The sequence below is a fragment of the Haloarcula marina genome (genome assembly GCF_024218775.1).
GTDB classification, from domain to species: Archaea; Halobacteriota; Halobacteria; order Halobacteriales; family Haloarculaceae; genus Haloarcula; species Haloarcula marina.
In genome coordinates, this window is sequence record NZ_CP100404.1 from 863,435 (window position 1) to 880,318 (window position 16,884).

The following is a 16,884-nucleotide window of genomic DNA, read 5'->3' on the forward strand; positions in this document are numbered from 1 at the left end:
CCGCCCACCTCGTCGTACTGCCTCGTCGACGGGGCACATTTATATGTGGCGGCGGAACGGCCGGTGTGAAGTACGTCAGGCTCTCGCTGTCGATGGCGCCCGAGGTGCGCCACCCGATGCACCAGTTCGTCGTGGAGCGAGACGGGTACCGCGCGAGCTATCTCCTTCGTGGGAACGACGTGGGTGAGGCTGTCCAGACGCTCCTCTTTCACGTCGACGGCTTTCCGCCGGACCCATACCGAGAGGCCCTAGAGCGGACCGACCACGTCGAGGAGTACGCCATCTCGACGTGTCCGGACGACACCTTCTACCTCTACGTCCGCGACCGACCTTCCGAGACTGGTACGGAACTGGTCGAGGCGCTCACGACCGCCGGATTGGTCGTCGTCTCCCCCATCGCCTACCGCGCGGACGGGACGGTGGGACTGACGCTCGTGGGGCCGGGCGGGACCGTCCAGCGAGCGGTCGAGGCCGTTCCGGACGGTGTGGGCGTCGACGTTCGCGAGGTCGGCGAGTACGACAGCAGACGGTTCGAGTCGGGGGCGGGGCTGACCGACCGCCAGTTCGCGGCCGTCGCCGCCGCCGTCGACTGCGGCTACTACGAGACCCCGCGGAGCGGGACCACCGCCGATGTCGCGGACCGACTCGACTGCGCACCGGGGACGGCCGCCGAACACCTCCGGAAGGCCGAATCGCACGTGATGGCTCGGGTCGTCGACCGCTACGACGGTCCCGCGTGACCGTCTCGGAACCGATAACACGTCCCACGTCCTACCGCCGACGATGACACTGGCGGAGTTAGAGTGGCGCGTCGTCGGCGAGGAACGTCACGAGGGGCCACTGACGATGGGCTTAGAGGAGATAGCCGCCGAGACGGCCGCCAGCGGTGGTCCGGCGACGGTCCGCGTCTACACGTGGCCGGATACGCTCTCGCTCGGGTACGGACAGGACCCCGACACGATAGATTGGGCGTTCTGCGAGCGCGAGGGTATCGGCGTGACTCGGCGACCGACCGGCGGCGGCGCAATCTATCACGATAGCTACGCCGACCTCTCCTACGGCATCGTCGCGCCCGCAGGCGCCGTCCCCGGCAACCTGATGGAGTGCTACGAACTGTTCTGCGAACCGATACTCGACGCCTTCGAGCGGATGGGCGTCGACGCGTCGTTCGTCGACGGGAAGCGCGAGGCGGTCCACCAACCCGCCTGTTACCTCCGGGAACTCCACCCGGCCCACGACATCGTGGGTCCCGACGGCCGGAAACTCGCCGGGAACGCCCAGTACCGACAGAAGGACGCCGTCATCCAGCACGGGTCCCTGTCGGTGTCCCTGGAACCGGACCGGCACTGTGGTTGTTTCACCGGGAACCCCGACCCAGCGGATTTCCGGGAACGCGTCGGCGCAATCGACGAGTACGTCGACATCGACCGCGAGTCGGTCGTCGCGACGCTTCGCGAGACGCTCTCGGAGTGGGTCGACGCAGACGAGGGCGCGTGGACCGACGACGAACTTTCGCGAGCGCGCGAGCGCGCTCAGAGCAAGTACGCCACCGACGAGTGGGTCCGACGGGACCCCTGACCGCGCAGTCGCCGCCGACTCCGGAACCTCTTTGGACACCCGAACCCGACCGGGTGGCATGGTCAAAGTCGGTGCTCACACGTCTATCGCGGGTGGTGCGTACAACGCCGTCTCCGAGCAGGTCGAGTACGGCGGCAACTGCGGACAGATATTCTCCCACTCGCCGCAGGTGTGGCAAGACCCCAACATCGAGGACGACGAAGCCCAGCAGTTCCGGGACCTGAGCGAGGAGAACGGCGTCGGTCCGTGGGTCATCCACTCGTCGTACCTCGTCAACCTCTGTACGCCGAAAGACGACCTGCGCGAGAAGTCTCTCGATTCGATGCAGAAGGAAGTCGACGCCGCCGCGAAGTTGGGCGTTGAGTACGTCAACGTCCACCTCGGCGCACACACCGGCGCGGGCGTCGACGGCGGCCTCGACAACGCCGCCAGCGTCTTGGACGACCTCGAAGTGCCCGACGACGTGACGGTGCTCATCGAGTCCGACGCCGGGAGCGGAACGAAACTCGGCGGCCAGTTCGAGCATCTGGCGACGGTCCGCGAGCGAACCGACCAAGACATCGAGTTCTGTCTGGACACCGCCCACATGTTCGCGGCGGGGTACGACCTCTCGACGGCCGACGGCGTCGACGAGACGTTCGCGGAGTTCGACGACGTGGTCGGTCTGGACGACCTCGCCTGCGTCCACCTCAACGATTCCAAGCACGCCTGCGGGACGAACAAGGACGAACACGCCCACGTCGGCGAGGGCGAAATCGGCGAGGAGGGCATGCGTGCCTTCCTCAACCACGACGCCGTTTCCGACGTGCCGCTGGTCTTGGAGACGCCGACCGAGAACGGCAAGAGCTTCGAGTGGAACATCCAGCGCGTTCGCGAACTGCGCGACGAGTAGGTTCCCACGACGGACTCAGCGCGCGACCGCTGACTTTTTGCTCTCGAACCGACTCGGACAGCGTGTGCGCACGTTCTCCACCGACTACCTCGACGCGACCCGCGAGGGGATGTGGGCCGACTCCCGAGAGGCGCTGGTGGACCTCGAACTCGGAGAGTGTGACCGCATCCTCGACGTGGGGTGCGGGACCGGCGAACTCACGCGCGTCCTCCGCGAGGAGTCGGGCGGCCCCGTGGTCGGCCTCGACGCCGACGCGACGCTTCTCGAATCCGTCGCCGGACCGGTCGTGCGAGGAGACGCGACGCGACTCCCCTTCGCCGACGACGCCTTCGACCTCGTGGTGTGTCAGGCACTGCTCATCAACCTCCCCGACCCCGAGGCCGCCGTCAGGGAGTTCGCCCGCGTCGCGAGCGACCGCGTCGCGGCGGTCGAACCCGACAACGGGGCCGTCTCGGTCGAGTCGACCGTCGAGAGCGAACCCGCACTCGCGCGGCGCGCCCGCCGGTACTTCCTCGACGGCGTCGAGACGGACGTGACCCTCGGCGGGGACGCCGCGGAAGTCTTCGAATCCGCGGGCCTCTCGGTCGTCTCGACCCGGCGGTACGACCAGCGGCGGACCGTCGAACCGCCCTACGACGAGACGGCGGTCTCGACCGCACGGCGAAAGGCCACGGGGGAGGGACTGGCGAGCGACCGCGAGACGATTCTCGCAGGGGCGACGACGCCCGAAGAGTACGACGCGCTCCGCGAGCGCTGGCGGGCGATGGGGCGGACCGTCGTGGACCAGATGCAGCGGTCGGCGTACGAGCGGGTCGAGACGGTCCCCTTCTTCGTCACGGTCGGTCGGGTGTAGTCGGCGTCCCCCGCCGCTCGTCGACCACCGCCGGGAGCGCGTACCCCGATGCCCGGTAGAGCGCCACGTCGACGGCGCCGAAAAAGAGACCGACGAGTGCTCCGACGACGGCGGCGAACGGCGTGGCGATAGCGGTGAAAAGCAACCCGGAGAGCGGTTCCGCGGGGCCGACGAGGACGAGTGGAACGACCACGACGAGGGCGAGCACCAGCAGTGTAACCAGACCGGCGACCGACCCGGCGACCAGACCCCGCTTGGCGAGCGTCCACAGCGACGACTTCGCGAGTGAGGCATCGGCGAGGGCCCACCGGACCGCGAGGACGAACAGCGCCCACAGTCCGAGGAAGGCCGCGACGCCGACCAGCGTGCTCAGTCCCGCCAGCAGGTCGTCGAGGCCGCCGACGGCGTGTATGCCTACGAGGGCGAGAACGACGAACAGCGCGATGTCGACCGTCGCGAGCGTCCACGCGCGGAGCGACAGCCACTCAGACTCGGCATCAGACATGTGCCAACACCTCCGCGAGGACGACGAGTGCGAGCAGTGCCGTCGCGGTCACGCCATAGGCACGGCCGAATGCGGTGTGGGTCGACCGACCCGTGGCCCGGTCGAGGTGGTCACTGACGCGGACGACCGAGAGCGTCCGGACGGCCGACCCGAGGACGAGGCCGAGGATGACGAGGAGTTTCACGAGGAGCGTCCGCCCCCAATCGGTGGCGGGTCCGGGCGGGCCGAGCGCACCGAGGTTGCCGACGCCGGTGAGCACGAGGACGCCCAGCAGCGCCCAGAAGAGCCACTCGTACTGTCGGGCGGCGCGCAGGGAGGTGAGCGCGCCGGACCGATAACCGTACCAGAGGGCGACGGTGCCGCCGACCAGCACCGTCACCGCGAGGACGTGGAGGGTCCGTATCGCGAGGGAGACCAGTGGGGCCATCGGTTCCGCTACGCGGGCCGGACCAAAAGTTCTGTGTCGTCGCCTACACCACGTCGCCGCGGACGCTCGGCCCGTCCTGTCGTTCGCGGTAGGCCCGGACGGCGTCAGCGGCGGTGTCCGCTTCGTCGGCGTCCATTCCCAGCATCTCCAGCGCGCCCGAGAGCGTCGGCAGGACGAACTCGCCCTCGCGGAGTTTCTCGAAGGCTTCCTCGGAGCGCTGACCCTCTACCCAGAGGCAGGCCCCGCGCGGGTCGAGAATCTGCTCGTAGTCGTCGCGGGCCATCGCGCCCTTCAGTCGCTGGGTGACGTTGTCGTCGAAGGACGCGTTGCAGACTTCGAGGTGAATCGGTTCGTCCGTCTCCGGCAGGAGGTGCGCGGCGAGACACTTCTCGGGCGCGGCGTGGCCGTTTGCGTTCGCCCGCAGGTACTCGGGGTACTCGTCGGCCCACGCCGCGCGCACCGTCTTGCCCACGCCGTCGACGCCGTGACTCCGCCGGAACTCCTCGGCGCGGTCCGGCGCGTCTTTGAACAGGATGTCCTTGGTGACGTACACGTCGAGTCGCTCGACGGGGTCCAGTCCGAGGGCGATGTCGCCGAACACCCACACCTCCCGGACCGGAACCGGCATCGTCTCGGACTCGACGGTGTCGACGATGTCTTCGACCCGTTCGACGGCCGCCGCGCGGTCCATGCTCATCGTCGCTGAGTAGTGGCCGGGTCGGCAAATCGCTGACGCTCCGTCGGGACCGATTCGTCGGCTCCGAATCACACGACTGATGTCCTGCTGGCGGGCGTGGGAAACCCCCGGCCGCGTGCGTCCGGTTCACACGCCCTTTTGTCCCCCGATGACGAAGGCTCGGCCATGCAGGTCAGGGTGTACGACGACGGCGCGGACCGCGACTGCGTGCTCGTCCTCGGGTGGGGGAACCGCTGTCGCCACGAGAACGTCCAGTGGCTCATCGACCAAATCGCCGAGCGCTATCGGGTCCACGCCGTCGAACTGCCGACGCACATCACGGACGTGCAACGCGAGTGGGTCGACCCGGTCCGGGAGTACGCGAGCGAGTTAGACGAGTTCGCACTGCTCGCCCACAGCGCCGGGGGCCTGACCACCGCCCACATCGACTTCGACGGCGTCACTCAGCGCGTCTACCTGAGTCCGTGGTGGGGGAGCGACTTCCCGCTCCCCGATTCGGTGATGGACCTCCTCACGCGCCTCCCCGTCGAGCGACCGTTCCTCCCGACCGGCGACCTCGAACCCGACGCCATCGGTGACCTCGCCACCGAAGCGCAGTTCGCTGACGGCCCGGACGCCGCCTCGCCCGCGTTCCTCCGGACGACGCGGCGCGCTCACGCCACGCTCCCACCGGCCCGCGAGAACGCCGTCGCGTTCTGTACGTTCACCGACAGGGTGGTCGACCCGCGGGCAATCGGCGAGCGACTGCCCGCCGACCGAATCCGCCTGTACGACGGCGGCCACGAACTGTTCTCCTCCAGTTCGCGGGACCGGCACGTCGACACCGTCCTCGCCGCTCTCGACGACGGTCCCACGGCCCTCTGAACGGGTCGCGTCAGGCCCGCTTCTCGTCGTTCGTACTGACGTGGACCGTCTTCTCGACCGTCGCGTACGTCGTCCCGGACTCGTCGACCAAATCGACGGCGTACTCCCTGTCGACGGAGTCGCTGTCTTCGAGGGCCGATTCGACGGCGGCCACCTCCGCGTCGGAGATTTCGAAGGTCGCGTACAGCGTCTCGGTGCCGGGCTTGCGAAACTGAATCGAGGCGGCCTTGTCCCAGACGACGTACGAGTCGTCGAGTCGGCGCAGCAGCATCATCATGTAGAAGGGGTCGACGGCGCTGTAGAGACTCCCGCCGAAAATTGTGCCGACGACGTTTCTGGTCCGCCAGGACAGCGGGAGTGTCACCCGAATCTCCGACCAGTCGTCCTCGATGTGTGTCACGCGGCCGCCGGTCCCGAGGTACGCGGGGTACCAGTTGAACACCACCCGCTCCAGTCTCGTCCGCAGGGACTCACCCATCGTCTACGTGAGGTGACCCGACCGCAAAGACGGTTTCCCTCGCCAAACAACTTCGAAGTGGTTCACAACCGAGACGAAACGCTCACCACTCCTCGCACGAATCGTCGACACGATGGAGTGTGACAAGTGCGGCGACCATGCGGTGTTGCACGCGGCCTACTCCGGCCTCTACCTCTGTGAACACCACCTCTGCCGGACGGTCGAGAAGCGGTTGCGCCGCCGGGTTCGCGAGGACGGCCTCGTGCCCGACGACGCCACGCCGGAGGACCCGGACACGTGGGTCATCGGCCTCTCGGGCGGGAAAGACAGCGTCGTCCTCACGTCGATTCTCCACGACATCTTCGAGCGGGACCCTCGTATCGAACTCGTCGCCCTCTCGATTCACGAGGGCATCGAGGGCTATCGGGACAAGAGCCTCGACGCCTGCCGGGAACTGACCGAGGAGTTGGGAATCCGTCACGAGACGGTCTCGTACGCCGAGGAGTTCGGCGTCCAGATGGACGACGTGGTCGAGAAAGACCCCGAGGGGATGGCCGCCTGCGCGTACTGTGGGGTGTTCCGCCGTGACCTCCTCTCCCGGTACGCCGAGGAACTCGACGCCGACAAACTGCTGACCGGCCACAACTTAGACGACGAGGCCGAGACGGCGCTGATGAACTTCCTCGAAGGCGACGTTGACCAGATGGCCCAGCACTTCGACGCCTCGCTCGGCCCGTTCGAGTCCTCGTCCGATGCCCCGACAGAGCGCACGCGGGAGAAGCAGGACCACCACATCCCGCGGGCGAAACCCCTTCGCGACGTGCCCGAGAAGGAAATCGCGCTGTACGCTCGCTTCCAGGACCTTCCGGCGCACATCACCGAATGCCCCCACGCCGACGAGGCGTATCGGGGCGAGATTCAGCAACTCATGCTCGGCTTGGAGGAGAACCACCCGGGAACTCGACACTCGATTATGGCGGGCTACGAGAAACTCGCGGCGCTCGCGGCCGAGGCCTACGGCGGCGAGGACGCCGACGTTGACTTCGGGGAGTGCGAGAACTGTGGCGCGCCGACCGCCCGCGAGCGGTGCCGGAAGTGCAACCTACTGGACGCGCTCGAAGCGGTCTAACCGAGTCGTGACCGGGCGGTAAGACACACTTATTCGCGGTAATTTGTGTCCGATTCGTGTCTCACTGGTGTCCGAGCGGGGACGATTACTGGTCGAAGTCTGGAAATCGTTCATGTTGCCCCGCGCCTCCGTCTCGACTGGTGAACCCGATGACACCAGACCGACGCGACGTGCTGCGAGGTATCGCTGCTGCGGGAACCGCTTCTGTGCTCGGAGTCGGTACTGCGAGCGCTCACGACGACGACGACGAGGACGCCCTCGTTCGAGTCGTCCACGCGTCGCCCGACGCGCCGAACGTGGACGTGTACGTCGACGGCCAGCGAGTGCTGTCTGACGTGGGATTCGGGACCATCTCAGACTATCTCGCCGTCGCCCCCGACGAGTACGAGGTGACGATTACCGCGGCCGGTGACGACGACGCCGTCGTCTTCGAGGCCGACGTCGAGTTCGACGAAGACGACGAGTACACCATCGTCGCGACGGGTGAACTCGCCGAAGACGAGTTCGAAGTGCTCATCTTCGAGGACGACCGGAGCGTCCGCCGGAACCGCGCCCGCGTCCGTGTCATCCACGCGTCGCCCGACGCGCCGAACGTCGACGTGACGGTCGGCGACGGCGACATCGTCCTTGTGGAGGACCTCGAATTCGGCGAGGAGAGCGATTACCTGACCGTCCGACCCGGCGAGTACGAAATCGAGGTCCGACCGGCGAGTTCCGAGAACAACAATCCCTTCGACGCGGAGTTCGACCTTCGCCTCCGCGCGGGACGGACCTACACCGTCGTCGCCACCGGCTTTTTCGCCCCCGACGACGCGGCCGAATACGAGGTGTTCGACCTCTTCGCCGCCGTCGACATCCGCGCCGACGGCCACTAGCCGGGCTTACCCCCGGATACGGAACGAATACTAAGGCGGTCTGCCACCGTATCCGGGACGATGGAGACTGTCCTGTGGCAGGTCCTCGCCGGGACCGAGGGCGGCCCCAACAGAATCCGCATCCTGCGGACGCTCGAGGACCGACCACGCAACCGCCACCGCCTCGCCGAGGCGCTGTCGCTCAACTACAAGACGGTCGAACACCACCTCGACGTCCTCCAAGAACGCGGCCTCGTCGAACGAACGGGCCCCGACTACGGGGCAGTGTACTCGCTGACCGAGGCGGCAAGCGACAACTGGCCCACTATCGACGAGATAGCCGAGACGGTCGAGGGCTGACGATGCAATCGCTGGGCGGTGGAAACGACGAAAAAACGAGAACGAAACGAAACCGAGGTCGCGAGTTACTCGTTGGTCCGGATGACGTCGAGGCCGTTGTTCTTCTCGTGCTGGTCGCGGCCGCCGTCGGTCTCGCCGTAGCCGCTGTGACCGCCGGGACTGCCGCTCGCACCCGCATTGTCGAGTGTGTCGACGTTGTCCGACGCGTCGAAGGAGGTGTCGTCGCCGACCTCCTGAATGGCCTCCCGGGACTTGTTGGCCTGCTTCTGGGTGGTCGGGCCGAGCACTTGCGCGGACTGGACGCCGGTCATGATGGCCATGACGCGGACCTTGCCCTTGTACTCCTCCTGAATCCGGGCGCCCCAGATGACGTTCGCCGAGGCTTCGAGGCGCTCGGTGATGTTCTGGGCGATACCCTCGGCCTCCTTCAGCGTGAGGTCGGGGCCGCCGGTGATGTGGACCAGTCCGCCGCTGGCACCGCGGTAGTCCACGTCCAGCAGTGGGTGGTTCATCGCGTCCTTGACCACCTCTTGGGTCTTGTTCTTGTCCTGGGTCTCGCCGACGAGCATCACCGCGACGCCGCCCTGATTCATGATGGAAGTCATGTCGGCGTAGTCGAGGTTGATGAGGCTCGGCTGGGTGATGGTCTCGGAGATGCCCTTGACCGTCTCGGCGATGATCTGGTCCATGACCGAGAAGGCCTTGCCGATGGGCAGGTTCGGGACGTAGTCGAGCAGGCGGTTGTTGTCGAGGACGATGATGGAGTCGGCTTCGTTGCGAAGCTTCTCCAGCCCTTCCTCGGCTTTCACCGTGCGGGCGCGCTCGACGTTGAACGGCGTCGACACCATGCCGACGACGATTGCGCCCTGCTCTTTCGCGATTTTCGAGACCACGGGGGCCGCGCCGGTGCCGGTCCCGCCACCCATCCCGGCGGTGACGAACACGAGGTCGGCGTCGCCGAGTACCTCCTTGATGGTCCCTTGTGCCATCTCGGTCGCGCGCTCGCCCATCGAGGGGTCGCCGCCCGCGCCGAGACCGTTGGTGAGGGACTTGCCGACCAGAATCTTCGTGTCGGCTTCTATCATCTTCAGGTGCTGTTTGTCCGTGTTGATGGCCACGGTGTCGGCACCCTCGACGCCGATGTTGTAGAGGCGGTTGACCGTGTTGTTCCCGGCCCCGCCGCATCCGACGATGACGATGCGGGGGTCACCGAATCCGTCGACGTCGTCGTCGGACAGTTTCTGCTTCTCTTGCTCGTCGCGCTGAAGCGCTTCGTTGACGATGTCCTGCATCGTTACGCCCTCGCCCACGTGCGCTTTCGCTTCTCGGACGACCGCTCGGAGCCGTCCTGTTCTGCGAGCATCTCGCGGACGGCCGACCGGATTGCTTCACTCCGGTTGGGGTATTCCCCCGTTTCGACCATCTGTTCGACCTCTTCTATCTGCTGTTTCGGAATCCGTAGCGTCACACGCTCCATATTTTATCTTCCCCTTTGGGTAAGACGGCCTGAACGGGTCGTGTTTGCGACCCGCCCAACCGTTTACACAGCGAAACCGCCGGACAGCGGATACATACCGCCGGGACGAACGCTGTGTAAGACGACCGTCTTACGCAAGATGTACCACAGACTGGGGGATATTAAAACTATCGCAGAGTGTATGACAATCTCGCGTTTACCTCGGTAAGGGCACGCTACCGCTCGTTTGCGCCACTTCTGGATTGGTCGAGCACGTCTGCCGCCGGGGTCCGACGCCCACATCCCGGGCAGAATCCCCAGTCAGACCGGAGCTCGTCGCCGCAGTCACAGAAGATTCTTCGGGACGCTTTCTCGCCGCAATTCGGGCAGTAAACGTGCCCTGAGGACAGGTTTTCACCACATTGGGCGCACGATTGTTCCGCCCGTTTACCGGCGTTTTCACGCCCGTTCGCCGGTGTCTTACGCCCCTCTGAAGCGTGTGATACGCTTGTCGTCCCATCGTTAGACACGTCGTCGGACGCCCGCGCATCGACTGCTTCATCCGGCGATACAGCCGCTGAATCGCCGTTCAAGTTGATGTTTACGTTAACGTCTTTCGGCTCGCGGGACGGTGACGGGCCGTCCATCCGGTCGGCGATAATCGCGTCGACGCGTTCCGCGATGAGTTCGTCGACGCTCTCGATGTCGGCGGTCGGTTCGGACGACTCCGAACGCGACGGCGACGCGTCGTCCGCGCCGTCGAGGTAGGTCCGGAGCGCCTCGCGCATGACTTCGCTCTTCGAGGCGTCGAACGCTTCGAGACGCTCGATGAGGTCGTCGTCTGCGCGGAAGGTGATCTTACTCATCCGACTCGTCATACAGGTTGTCTCCCGGGTATTTCAATCTTCCCGCCGCGTCTGACGAGCGTCTGTCGCCCCTCAACGAACCGTCACGCTCGTCGACCGCGAGTTCACGTCGGCTTACTCCGCGTCGCGGCTATCTCTCTCGACGATTCGCCGAAGCGGCCCCACCGCGGGCAGCCGCGTGCGCACGCGATGTCCGCCAAACTGGGCGTCGTCGAGCGGCCGATGCATCCACGGGGTCGGTGCGTCGGCTGTCGCCGACGCATGTCACCGGCCACCGAACCTCTCTCGAATAACAATCCTTAAGTCCGGAAGGCGGGCTACTTTCGGGTGCAGACCGCCCTTAGCTCAGACTGGTAGAGCAGTCGACTGTAGATCGACTTGTCCCCCGTTCAAATCGGGGAGGGCGGACTTCTCCTTCAAACGACTGTGAGCAGTGGAACGTCCAATTGAGCCGATTTGAACACGAGAGTCGCAGCGGCCGAGTCACGCGAGGCTGACCGTCTCTCACCTGTTCACATCGGGGAGGACGGGCTCGATTTTCAGCCGAACTGCTGACCGTCGACCGCCCGGCGTCCGCTCGTGGCCGAGACGGGCGGGGAATCTCTTCCGGGTCGGTCGCGCCGCGTTTGGGGTCAGACGGGTCGTCGACGTTGGGGGAGGAACGGTTCGGGTTCGGGCAGTGAAAGCGGACACCGTCAGCATCGTCGCGAGCGGCGCACCGGTCCTCGGTCGAATATCGTCGCCAGATGGACCCGAACCCGAGTCAATCGGTCGGGCGAATCGCCCGTGAGAGCGGCGTCCCAACGCGGTCGAAAACCGTCTGCAACTCTGTCAGGACTGTTCGGACCGTGCGTGTCGTGCGGGCGACCGTTCGAGGAGGGAAAGAGTCCGTTTCCGCGCGGGTCGTCGGGAGGTCGCTATCGGGAAAACCGCACGACGGCGGCGTCTAAAATGACGTGAACTATCAGCGCTCTTTTTGACAGTGTGGGTCGAAAGACGGACGTGGTCGTCGATGGGAGTATTTGACAAAGCACGCCGCGTTTCCCATCTCGGGGAGCAAGAAAGACGCCCATACATATGTCTGGTATGTGAAGCGTCACTCGAAGTCCAGCACCACTCCTGCCCGACCTGCGGAGGATACGACATCCGCCGGGCGAAGTGGGTCGAATAGCCGTCGGCGCCCACACGGCACGTCCCTGCCAAGGCTATCGGGCTTACGCCCCTTTTTGATGCACTCCTCGCGTAGCGTGCCGTGGTCCATACGCACAAGTGTGGTCGACTATTACGGCGGGGTATGCAACGGCGCACACTCGGAACGACTGGCTACGATGTCACAGATGTCGGCTTCGGAACGTGGAACATCGGCGGCGACTGGGGCGACGTCTCCGAGGAAGAGGGCCGCGAGGCCGTCCGGGCGGCCCTCGACGCGGACATCGACTTCATCGACACGGCCGACGTGTACGGCGACGGCTTCAGCGAGCAACGCATCGCCGAGGTGCTGGACGAACGCGAGGTTCGCGACGAGGTGACCGTCGCGACGAAGGCTGGGCGACGCCTCGACCCGCACACCGCCGACCGATACAACTACGAGAACCTCTCGCAGTTCGTCGACCGGTCGCGAGAGTATCTCGGCGTCGACACGCTGGAACTCGTTCAACTCCACTGCCCGCCGACCGAGGCGTACTACCAACCCGAGACGTTCGAAGCGCTGGACCGACTCGTCGACGAGGGGAAGATTGCCCACTACGGCGTCAGCGTCGAGAAGGTCGAACAGGCGATGAAGGCCATCGAGTACCCCGGCGTCGAGACGGTCCAGATAATCTTCAACATGTTCCGGCAGCGACCCGCCGAACTGTTCTTCGAGGAGGCGGCACGCCGCGACGTGGGCGTCATCGTCCGGGTGCCGCTCGCCTCGGGTTTGTTGACCGGCAAACTCTCGCGGGACACTGAGTTCCCCGAGAACGACCACCGGAACTTCAACATCGAGGGCGAGGCGTTCGACCGCGGGGAGACGTTCGCTGGCCTCCCCGTCGAGAACGGCTTCGACGCCGTCGACGAACTCCGAGAGCAGGTCCCCGAGCGGATGACGATGGCCCAGATGGCCCTGCGCTGGATTCTCGACCACGACGCGGTGTCGACGGTCATCCCCGGGTCGACGACGCCCGACCACATCGAGGCCAACGCGGCAACGAGCGAGATGGCCCCGCTCTCACACCAGACGCACGGCGCGGTGCGCGACATCTACGAGGAGTACCTCTTCGACGCGGTCCACCACCGCTGGTAGCGAACCTGTCGGTTTTAGCACTATAAAATCGCGCGTTTTCACGGTCTGTATTTCGCAAGCATACTCGCCAGTGACATGAGTTGATACGCCCGCAGTACCGTGACTTATGTATGGATTCTTACTGTATGTGGCGAAGTATATCTAAGAAATCGTATAGTATGGGTCGCCAGTCTTATCAGAACTACTGAACGTGTCTGACGGTCAGTCGAGGGCGGGACTCTCACCGCGCCAGCGGAGGCCCCGCTGTCGATAGCCGTCGAACTCGCCGCGGTCGATTTCGGCGACGATTTCCTCGTGGGTCGTCTCGTCGATGCGGACGAGGTGACAGAGCGGGTGGCCCGGTTGCGCGACGGGGTTCTCGAGGACGCCGACGAGGATGCCGGTGAACGGCGCTTCGACGGCCCGCTCCTCGTGCTTGAAGTGGTCGCTGATGGTGCAGATGGTCTCGCCTTCCTGGACGAGCGGATACGGTCCCCACTGCATCTCGACGAGGCCGCCGGTGTCCGCGCGGAGCCACGTCTTGTCGCCCTTGTCGGCGGGGACCGCGCGGTACCATCCGGGCCACCCGACGGTCGCGGTCGGGTCGACACCGAACTCGGCGAACACGCTGGTGACGCCTTCGAGCGCCCGGTCGATGAGCGTCGGTTGGAACCGATGGGCCTTCCCCATCTCGACGGTCACGGCGGGAATCCCGTTGTCGGTCGCCGTCCGGCGGAGCGACCCGGTCTCGCCCGGTCCGGCGATGACGACGTTCGTCCCGAACGCTCGCGTCAGACGGTCGACCGCGGGATTGCTCGTGTCGGCGCGGGCGTGGTACATCGTCGTCCGATTGCGCGTCGACGTGTGGAAGTCCAACAGGAGGTCGAACTGGCTGACGAACGTCTCGTAGATGCGGTTGGCCATCCGCTCGGCCGTGTTGCTCCGGGACTTTCCGGGGAACGCCCGGTTCAGGTCTTGGTCGTAGATGGGAATGTCCCGGGTCTGCGCGAGGTAGCCCGGGACGTTCAGGACGTGGAGGCAGACGATGGTTCCGTGGACCTGCGTGGGCGTGTAGCGGTCGGCCACCTCCTGTAGGACCTTCACGCCGTTGAGTTCGTCGCCGTGGATAGCCGCCGTCAGGCCGACGGTCGGCCCGTCGTGTTCGCCGTTGACGATAGTTACCGGAATCTCGATGGGGTCGCCGAGATACGTCTCGCCCACCTCGTGGCGGATGTGTCGGGTCTCACCGGGCGGCACTTCGCCGTCGTAGCGGAACGTCTCTGCCATGGCGGGTCGACACCGGCGTCCGGATTAACTGTGGCGCTCACCGCACCGTTCAAGTGCGCTTGCAGTAACCACACGCACGTGGCAGTCTCCTTCGACCTGTTCGGGACGCTCGTCGACGCCGACAAACCCGCCGCGCCGTGGGACGCCGTCGCCGACGCACTCGCCGAGCGAGGGGTTCGCGTCCCGAGCGACTGGGAAGCCGCCTACCGAAGCGCTCACCGCGAGTACGAGCGCGGACGGGAGGCACCGCTGGACGAGCACGTCCGCCTCGCGCTGGGGAGTCGCGGGGTCGAGGCCGGTCCCGAGACGGTGAGCGAGGCGGTGCTCGCCGCGTTCGACGCCCCCGTCAGCGTTCGCCCGGGCGCACGCGAGGCACTCGCGGCCGCCCACGAGCGCGGCCCCGTCGCCGTCTGCTCGAACTGTAGCGTCCCGGGGCTCGTCGAGCGAACGCTCGCTCGCGCGGACCTCGGCCCAGACAGCGATGACGGCCCGGCCGCAGTCGTCACGAGCGTCGACTGCGGGTGGCGAAAGCCCCACGAACGTATCTTCGAGCGAACGGCCGAGACGCTGGGTATCTCACTGACCGAACTGGTCCACGTCGGCGACGACGCGCGCACCGACGGCGGGGCCGGACGCGTCGGCGCGACGACGGTGCTCCTCGACGACGTGCCGCTGACGCGGGTGGCGAGTCGACTTCGGGAGGGGACGCTGTGCTGAGTACGGGCGCGGTGGTCGTCGCCGCCGCCCTCGAAGCCGCGGTCGGCGAGCCACCGACGCGGTTTCACCCGGTCGCGTGGTTCGGGTCGCTGGTCGCGCCGCTGGACCGCGAGTGGGCGCGGCCGCTGGCGGTCGGTGCCGTCGGCGCGGCGACGCTCCCCGTTCTCGCGGCGGGCGTCGTCGCGGCGTTCGTCGCGGCCGCCGCGTCGGTCTCGACCCTCCTTGGCGTGTTGGCCGCGGGCGTCGCGCTCTTTCTCACGACCAGTCTCCGACGGTTGCTCGAAGCGGCGCAGTCCGTCGTCGCCGACTCGGAGAGCGACGCGGCCGCCGCACGCGACGGACTGCTCGCGCTGGCCGGTCGGGACGCGAGCGCTCTCTCGCCGGGCCTGCTCCGGAGCGCGGCCGTCGAGAGCGCCGCCGAGAATCTCGCCGACGGACTGGTCGCCTCGCTCGGCGCGTTCGCGCTCGGGGCGGTGTTCGCACCGCTCGTTGGCCTCCCGGCGCTCCCCGTCGCGGCCGGTGCGGCCGCGTGGGTGAAGGCCGTCAACACGATGGACTCGATGCTCGGGTATCGGACGAAACGGGTCGGGACGCCCGCGGCCCGACTCGACGACGCCGTGATGTGGATTCCCGCGCGAGTGAGCGCGGCCCTGCTCGCCGTCGCCTTGGCCGCGCCGGGGTCGCTGACCGAGGCCCGCCGCTGGTTGGTCGCCGTCCCCTCGCCGAACTCCGGGTGGCCGATGGGCGTCGCCGCCGCCGCGCTTGGCGTCAGACTGGAGAAGCCCAGCGTGTACGTCCTCAACCCCGATGCGTCGCTCCCGGACGTCGAGACGGCACAGCGCGGGGTCCGCGGAGTGGGCGTTGCGGGCCTTCTCGCGTACGCGCTCGCGGGGGTGGCGACGTGGTTCTGATTCTGCACGCCCTTCGCGGCGCGCTGGGCTTTTTCTCGCGCCTGCCGGTCGGTCACAGCGAGCGCGCGTGGGAGGCGTTCACGACCAGTCCGACGGCGTTTCCCCTCGCGGGCTACGTGGTCGGCGGACTAGTCGCCGTTCCGTTTCTCGCCGCCGACCTCCTCCCCGCGCCGGTGGTCGCGGCAGGCTATCTGGTCGCGCTGGTCGTCGTCACCGGCGTCAACCACTTCGACGGCCTCGCCGACCTCGGCGACGCCGCCGTCGTTCACGGCCCGCCGAACAAACGACGGGAGGTGATGCGGGATACGACCGTCGGCGTCGGCGCGGTGCTCGCGCTCGTGACGGTCCTGCTCGCGCTCGCGCTGGCGGCGCTCGCGGTGGCCGGACTGCCGCCACGCGGAGCCGTCGCCGTCGTTCTCGCGGCCGAAGTCGGCGCGAAACTCGCGATGGCGACGCTGGCCTGCCTCGGTAGACCGAGCCACGAGGGGTTCGGGTCGCGGATACTCGCCGGCACCCGCACGCGGGACCTCGGCTGGCCGGTCGCGGTCGCGGTTCCGGCGGCGCTGCTCGCGGCTCCCGCCACCGCCGTCGCCGTCGCCGTCGCTCTCCTCGTCGCCGTCGTCCTCGGGTCGTGGGCCGACCGCACGCTCGGCGGCGTCGGGGGGGACGTGTTCGGCGCGGCGAACGAACTCGCGCGGGTCGCGGCGCTGTACGCCGCCGTCGTCGCGTGGACGCTGTTCGGGGGTGGCTTCCCGTGGACGCTCTAGT

20 protein-coding genes and 1 tRNA gene are annotated in these 16,884 nt (G+C 66.9%); 13 read left to right on the forward strand and 8 right to left on the reverse strand.

Features of this window, described 5'->3' with window-relative positions; translation table 11 throughout:
• Positions 1-65 precede the first annotated feature (65 nt).
• From NJQ44_RS04465 to NJQ44_RS04480, 4 genes are all read left to right on the forward strand, one after another.
• On the forward strand, positions 66-740 hold the full coding sequence (locus tag NJQ44_RS04465) for a helix-turn-helix domain-containing protein (RefSeq protein ID WP_254273483.1): 675 nt from the start codon (positions 66-68) through the stop codon (positions 738-740).
• A 43-nt stretch (positions 741-783) separates the two neighbouring features.
• On the forward strand, positions 784-1,578 hold the full coding sequence (locus NJQ44_RS04470) for a lipoate--protein ligase family protein (RefSeq protein WP_254273484.1): 795 nt from the start codon (positions 784-786) through the stop codon (positions 1,576-1,578).
• 58 nt (positions 1,579-1,636) lie between these two features.
• On the forward strand, positions 1,637-2,470 hold the full coding sequence (locus NJQ44_RS04475) for a deoxyribonuclease IV (protein WP_254273485.1): 834 nt from the start codon (positions 1,637-1,639) through the stop codon (positions 2,468-2,470).
• Positions 2,471-2,579: 109 nt separating this feature from the next.
• Entirely contained in the window at positions 2,580-3,323 is a 744-nt protein-coding gene (locus NJQ44_RS04480) for a class I SAM-dependent methyltransferase (RefSeq protein WP_254274307.1), read from the forward strand.
• On the opposite strand, the gene NJQ44_RS04485 is transcribed toward NJQ44_RS04480, so the two are convergent.
• From NJQ44_RS04485 to NJQ44_RS04495, 3 genes are read right to left on the reverse strand one after another with little or no spacing between them, the layout of a single operon-like run.
• A complete protein-coding gene (locus tag NJQ44_RS04485; protein ID WP_254273486.1) occupies positions 3,304-3,828 on the reverse strand; it encodes a DUF7965 family protein in 525 nt (174 codons plus the stop codon). The two genes, NJQ44_RS04480 and NJQ44_RS04485, sit on opposite strands and share 20 nt — an antisense overlap.
• Positions 3,821-4,255 carry a CopD family protein gene (locus NJQ44_RS04490; RefSeq protein WP_254273487.1) on the reverse strand — a complete coding sequence of 145 codons (435 nt, stop codon included), beginning with the start codon at positions 4,253-4,255 and terminating at the stop codon, positions 3,821-3,823. Before NJQ44_RS04490 ends, NJQ44_RS04485 begins: the two co-directional genes overlap by 8 nt.
• Positions 4,256-4,298: 43 nt before the next feature.
• A complete protein-coding gene (locus NJQ44_RS04495; protein ID WP_348533078.1) occupies positions 4,299-4,946 on the reverse strand; it encodes a DUF7095 family protein in 648 nt (215 codons plus the stop codon).
• 171 nt (positions 4,947-5,117) lie between these two features.
• On the opposite strand from NJQ44_RS04495, the gene NJQ44_RS04500 reads away from it, so the two are divergent.
• Positions 5,118-5,816: an alpha/beta hydrolase gene (locus tag NJQ44_RS04500; RefSeq protein ID WP_254273489.1), complete on the forward strand. Its 699-nt coding sequence runs from the start codon at positions 5,118-5,120 to the stop codon at positions 5,814-5,816.
• 10 nt (positions 5,817-5,826) lie between these two features.
• Here the strand turns inward: NJQ44_RS04500 and NJQ44_RS04505 are convergent, their stop codons facing one another.
• Positions 5,827-6,294 carry a DUF4442 domain-containing protein gene (locus NJQ44_RS04505; RefSeq protein ID WP_254273490.1) on the reverse strand — a complete coding sequence of 156 codons (468 nt, stop codon included), beginning with the start codon at positions 6,292-6,294 and terminating at the stop codon, positions 5,827-5,829.
• Positions 6,295-6,406: 112 nt separating this feature from the next.
• Between NJQ44_RS04505 and ncsA the strand changes: the two genes are divergently transcribed.
• The 3 genes from ncsA (at position 6,407) to NJQ44_RS04520 (ending at position 8,616) form a co-directional block, all read left to right on the forward strand.
• The gene (gene ncsA / locus NJQ44_RS04510) at positions 6,407-7,402 is read left to right on the forward strand and encodes a tRNA 2-thiolation protein NcsA (protein WP_254273491.1); all 996 of its coding nucleotides are present in this window, start codon (positions 6,407-6,409) and stop codon (positions 7,400-7,402) included.
• Positions 7,403-7,551: 149 nt separating this feature from the next.
• Positions 7,552-8,277, forward strand: a complete 726-nt coding sequence (locus NJQ44_RS04515; protein WP_254273492.1) for a DUF4397 domain-containing protein — start codon at positions 7,552-7,554, stop codon at positions 8,275-8,277.
• A 60-nt stretch (positions 8,278-8,337) separates the two neighbouring features.
• Positions 8,338-8,616 (forward strand): ArsR/SmtB family transcription factor, encoded by a 279-nt coding sequence (locus NJQ44_RS04520; protein WP_254273493.1) that lies wholly within the window; start codon positions 8,338-8,340, stop codon positions 8,614-8,616.
• A gap of 65 nt (positions 8,617-8,681) precedes the next feature.
• On the opposite strand, the gene ftsZ is transcribed toward NJQ44_RS04520, so the two are convergent.
• The 3 genes from ftsZ to NJQ44_RS04535 form a co-directional block, all read right to left on the reverse strand.
• On the reverse strand, positions 8,682-9,908 hold the full coding sequence (gene ftsZ, locus NJQ44_RS04525; protein ID WP_254274308.1) for a cell division protein FtsZ: 1,227 nt from the start codon (positions 9,906-9,908) through the stop codon (positions 8,682-8,684).
• Between the two features lie 2 nt (positions 9,909-9,910).
• Positions 9,911-10,093, reverse strand: a complete 183-nt coding sequence (gene cdrS / locus NJQ44_RS04530) for a transcriptional regulator CdrS (protein WP_254273494.1) — start codon at positions 10,091-10,093, stop codon at positions 9,911-9,913.
• 215 nt (positions 10,094-10,308) lie between these two features.
• Entirely contained in the window at positions 10,309-10,938 is a 630-nt protein-coding gene (locus NJQ44_RS04535; RefSeq protein ID WP_254273495.1) for a double zinc ribbon domain-containing protein, read from the reverse strand.
• 334 nt (positions 10,939-11,272) lie between these two features.
• Here NJQ44_RS04535 and NJQ44_RS04540 point away from each other — a divergent pair.
• Positions 11,273-11,346 (forward strand) — tRNA-Tyr (locus tag NJQ44_RS04540).
• Between the two features lie 886 nt (positions 11,347-12,232).
• On the forward strand, positions 12,233-13,222 hold the full coding sequence (locus NJQ44_RS04545) for an aldo/keto reductase (protein WP_254273496.1): 990 nt from the start codon (positions 12,233-12,235) through the stop codon (positions 13,220-13,222).
• A gap of 201 nt (positions 13,223-13,423) precedes the next feature.
• Here the strand turns inward: NJQ44_RS04545 and NJQ44_RS04550 are convergent, their stop codons facing one another.
• Entirely contained in the window at positions 13,424-14,488 is a 1,065-nt protein-coding gene (locus NJQ44_RS04550; protein ID WP_254273497.1) for a succinylglutamate desuccinylase/aspartoacylase family protein, read from the reverse strand.
• 78 nt (positions 14,489-14,566) lie between these two features.
• Here NJQ44_RS04550 and NJQ44_RS04555 point away from each other — a divergent pair, with 78 nt between their 5' ends.
• From NJQ44_RS04555 to cobS, 3 genes are read left to right on the forward strand one after another with little or no spacing between them, the layout of a single operon-like run.
• Positions 14,567-15,205, forward strand: a complete 639-nt coding sequence (locus NJQ44_RS04555) for an HAD family hydrolase (RefSeq protein WP_254273498.1) — start codon at positions 14,567-14,569, stop codon at positions 15,203-15,205.
• Positions 15,199-16,116 carry an adenosylcobinamide-phosphate synthase CbiB gene (gene cbiB, locus NJQ44_RS04560; RefSeq protein WP_254273499.1) on the forward strand — a complete coding sequence of 306 codons (918 nt, stop codon included), beginning with the start codon at positions 15,199-15,201 and terminating at the stop codon, positions 16,114-16,116. The genes NJQ44_RS04555 and cbiB overlap by 7 nt, the downstream gene beginning before the upstream one ends.
• Entirely contained in the window at positions 16,113-16,883 is a 771-nt protein-coding gene (gene cobS / locus NJQ44_RS04565) for an adenosylcobinamide-GDP ribazoletransferase (protein ID WP_254274309.1), read from the forward strand. The genes cbiB and cobS overlap by 4 nt, the downstream gene beginning before the upstream one ends.
• Position 16,884 lies beyond the last annotated feature (1 nt).

Coding starts and splice junctions, on each gene's coding strand:
- NJQ44_RS04470 (WP_254273484.1), top strand. CDS start 784: ATGACACTGGCGGAGTTAGAGTGGCGCGTCGTCGGCGAGGAACGTCAC.
- NJQ44_RS04475 (WP_254273485.1), top strand. CDS start 1,637: ATGGTCAAAGTCGGTGCTCACACGTCTATCGCGGGTGGTGCGTACAAC.
- NJQ44_RS04480 (WP_254274307.1), top strand. CDS start 2,580: ATGTGGGCCGACTCCCGAGAGGCGCTGGTGGACCTCGAACTCGGAGAG.
- NJQ44_RS04485 (WP_254273486.1), bottom strand. CDS start 3,828: ATGTCTGATGCCGAGTCTGAGTGGCTGTCGCTCCGCGCGTGGACGCTC.
- NJQ44_RS04490 (WP_254273487.1), bottom strand. CDS start 4,255: ATGGCCCCACTGGTCTCCCTCGCGATACGGACCCTCCACGTCCTCGCG.
- NJQ44_RS04495 (WP_348533078.1), bottom strand. CDS start 4,946: ATGGACCGCGCGGCGGCCGTCGAACGGGTCGAAGACATCGTCGACACC.
- NJQ44_RS04500 (WP_254273489.1), top strand. CDS start 5,118: ATGCAGGTCAGGGTGTACGACGACGGCGCGGACCGCGACTGCGTGCTC.
- NJQ44_RS04505 (WP_254273490.1), bottom strand. CDS start 6,294: ATGGGTGAGTCCCTGCGGACGAGACTGGAGCGGGTGGTGTTCAACTGG.
- ncsA (WP_254273491.1), top strand. CDS start 6,407: ATGGAGTGTGACAAGTGCGGCGACCATGCGGTGTTGCACGCGGCCTAC.
- NJQ44_RS04515 (WP_254273492.1), top strand. CDS start 7,552: ATGACACCAGACCGACGCGACGTGCTGCGAGGTATCGCTGCTGCGGGA.
- NJQ44_RS04520 (WP_254273493.1), top strand. CDS start 8,338: ATGGAGACTGTCCTGTGGCAGGTCCTCGCCGGGACCGAGGGCGGCCCC.
- ftsZ (WP_254274308.1), bottom strand. CDS start 9,908: ATGCAGGACATCGTCAACGAAGCGCTTCAGCGCGACGAGCAAGAGAAG.
- cdrS (WP_254273494.1), bottom strand. CDS start 10,093: ATGGAGCGTGTGACGCTACGGATTCCGAAACAGCAGATAGAAGAGGTC.
- NJQ44_RS04535 (WP_254273495.1), bottom strand. CDS start 10,938: ATGAGTAAGATCACCTTCCGCGCAGACGACGACCTCATCGAGCGTCTC.
- NJQ44_RS04545 (WP_254273496.1), top strand. CDS start 12,233: ATGCAACGGCGCACACTCGGAACGACTGGCTACGATGTCACAGATGTC.
- NJQ44_RS04550 (WP_254273497.1), bottom strand. CDS start 14,488: ATGGCAGAGACGTTCCGCTACGACGGCGAAGTGCCGCCCGGTGAGACC.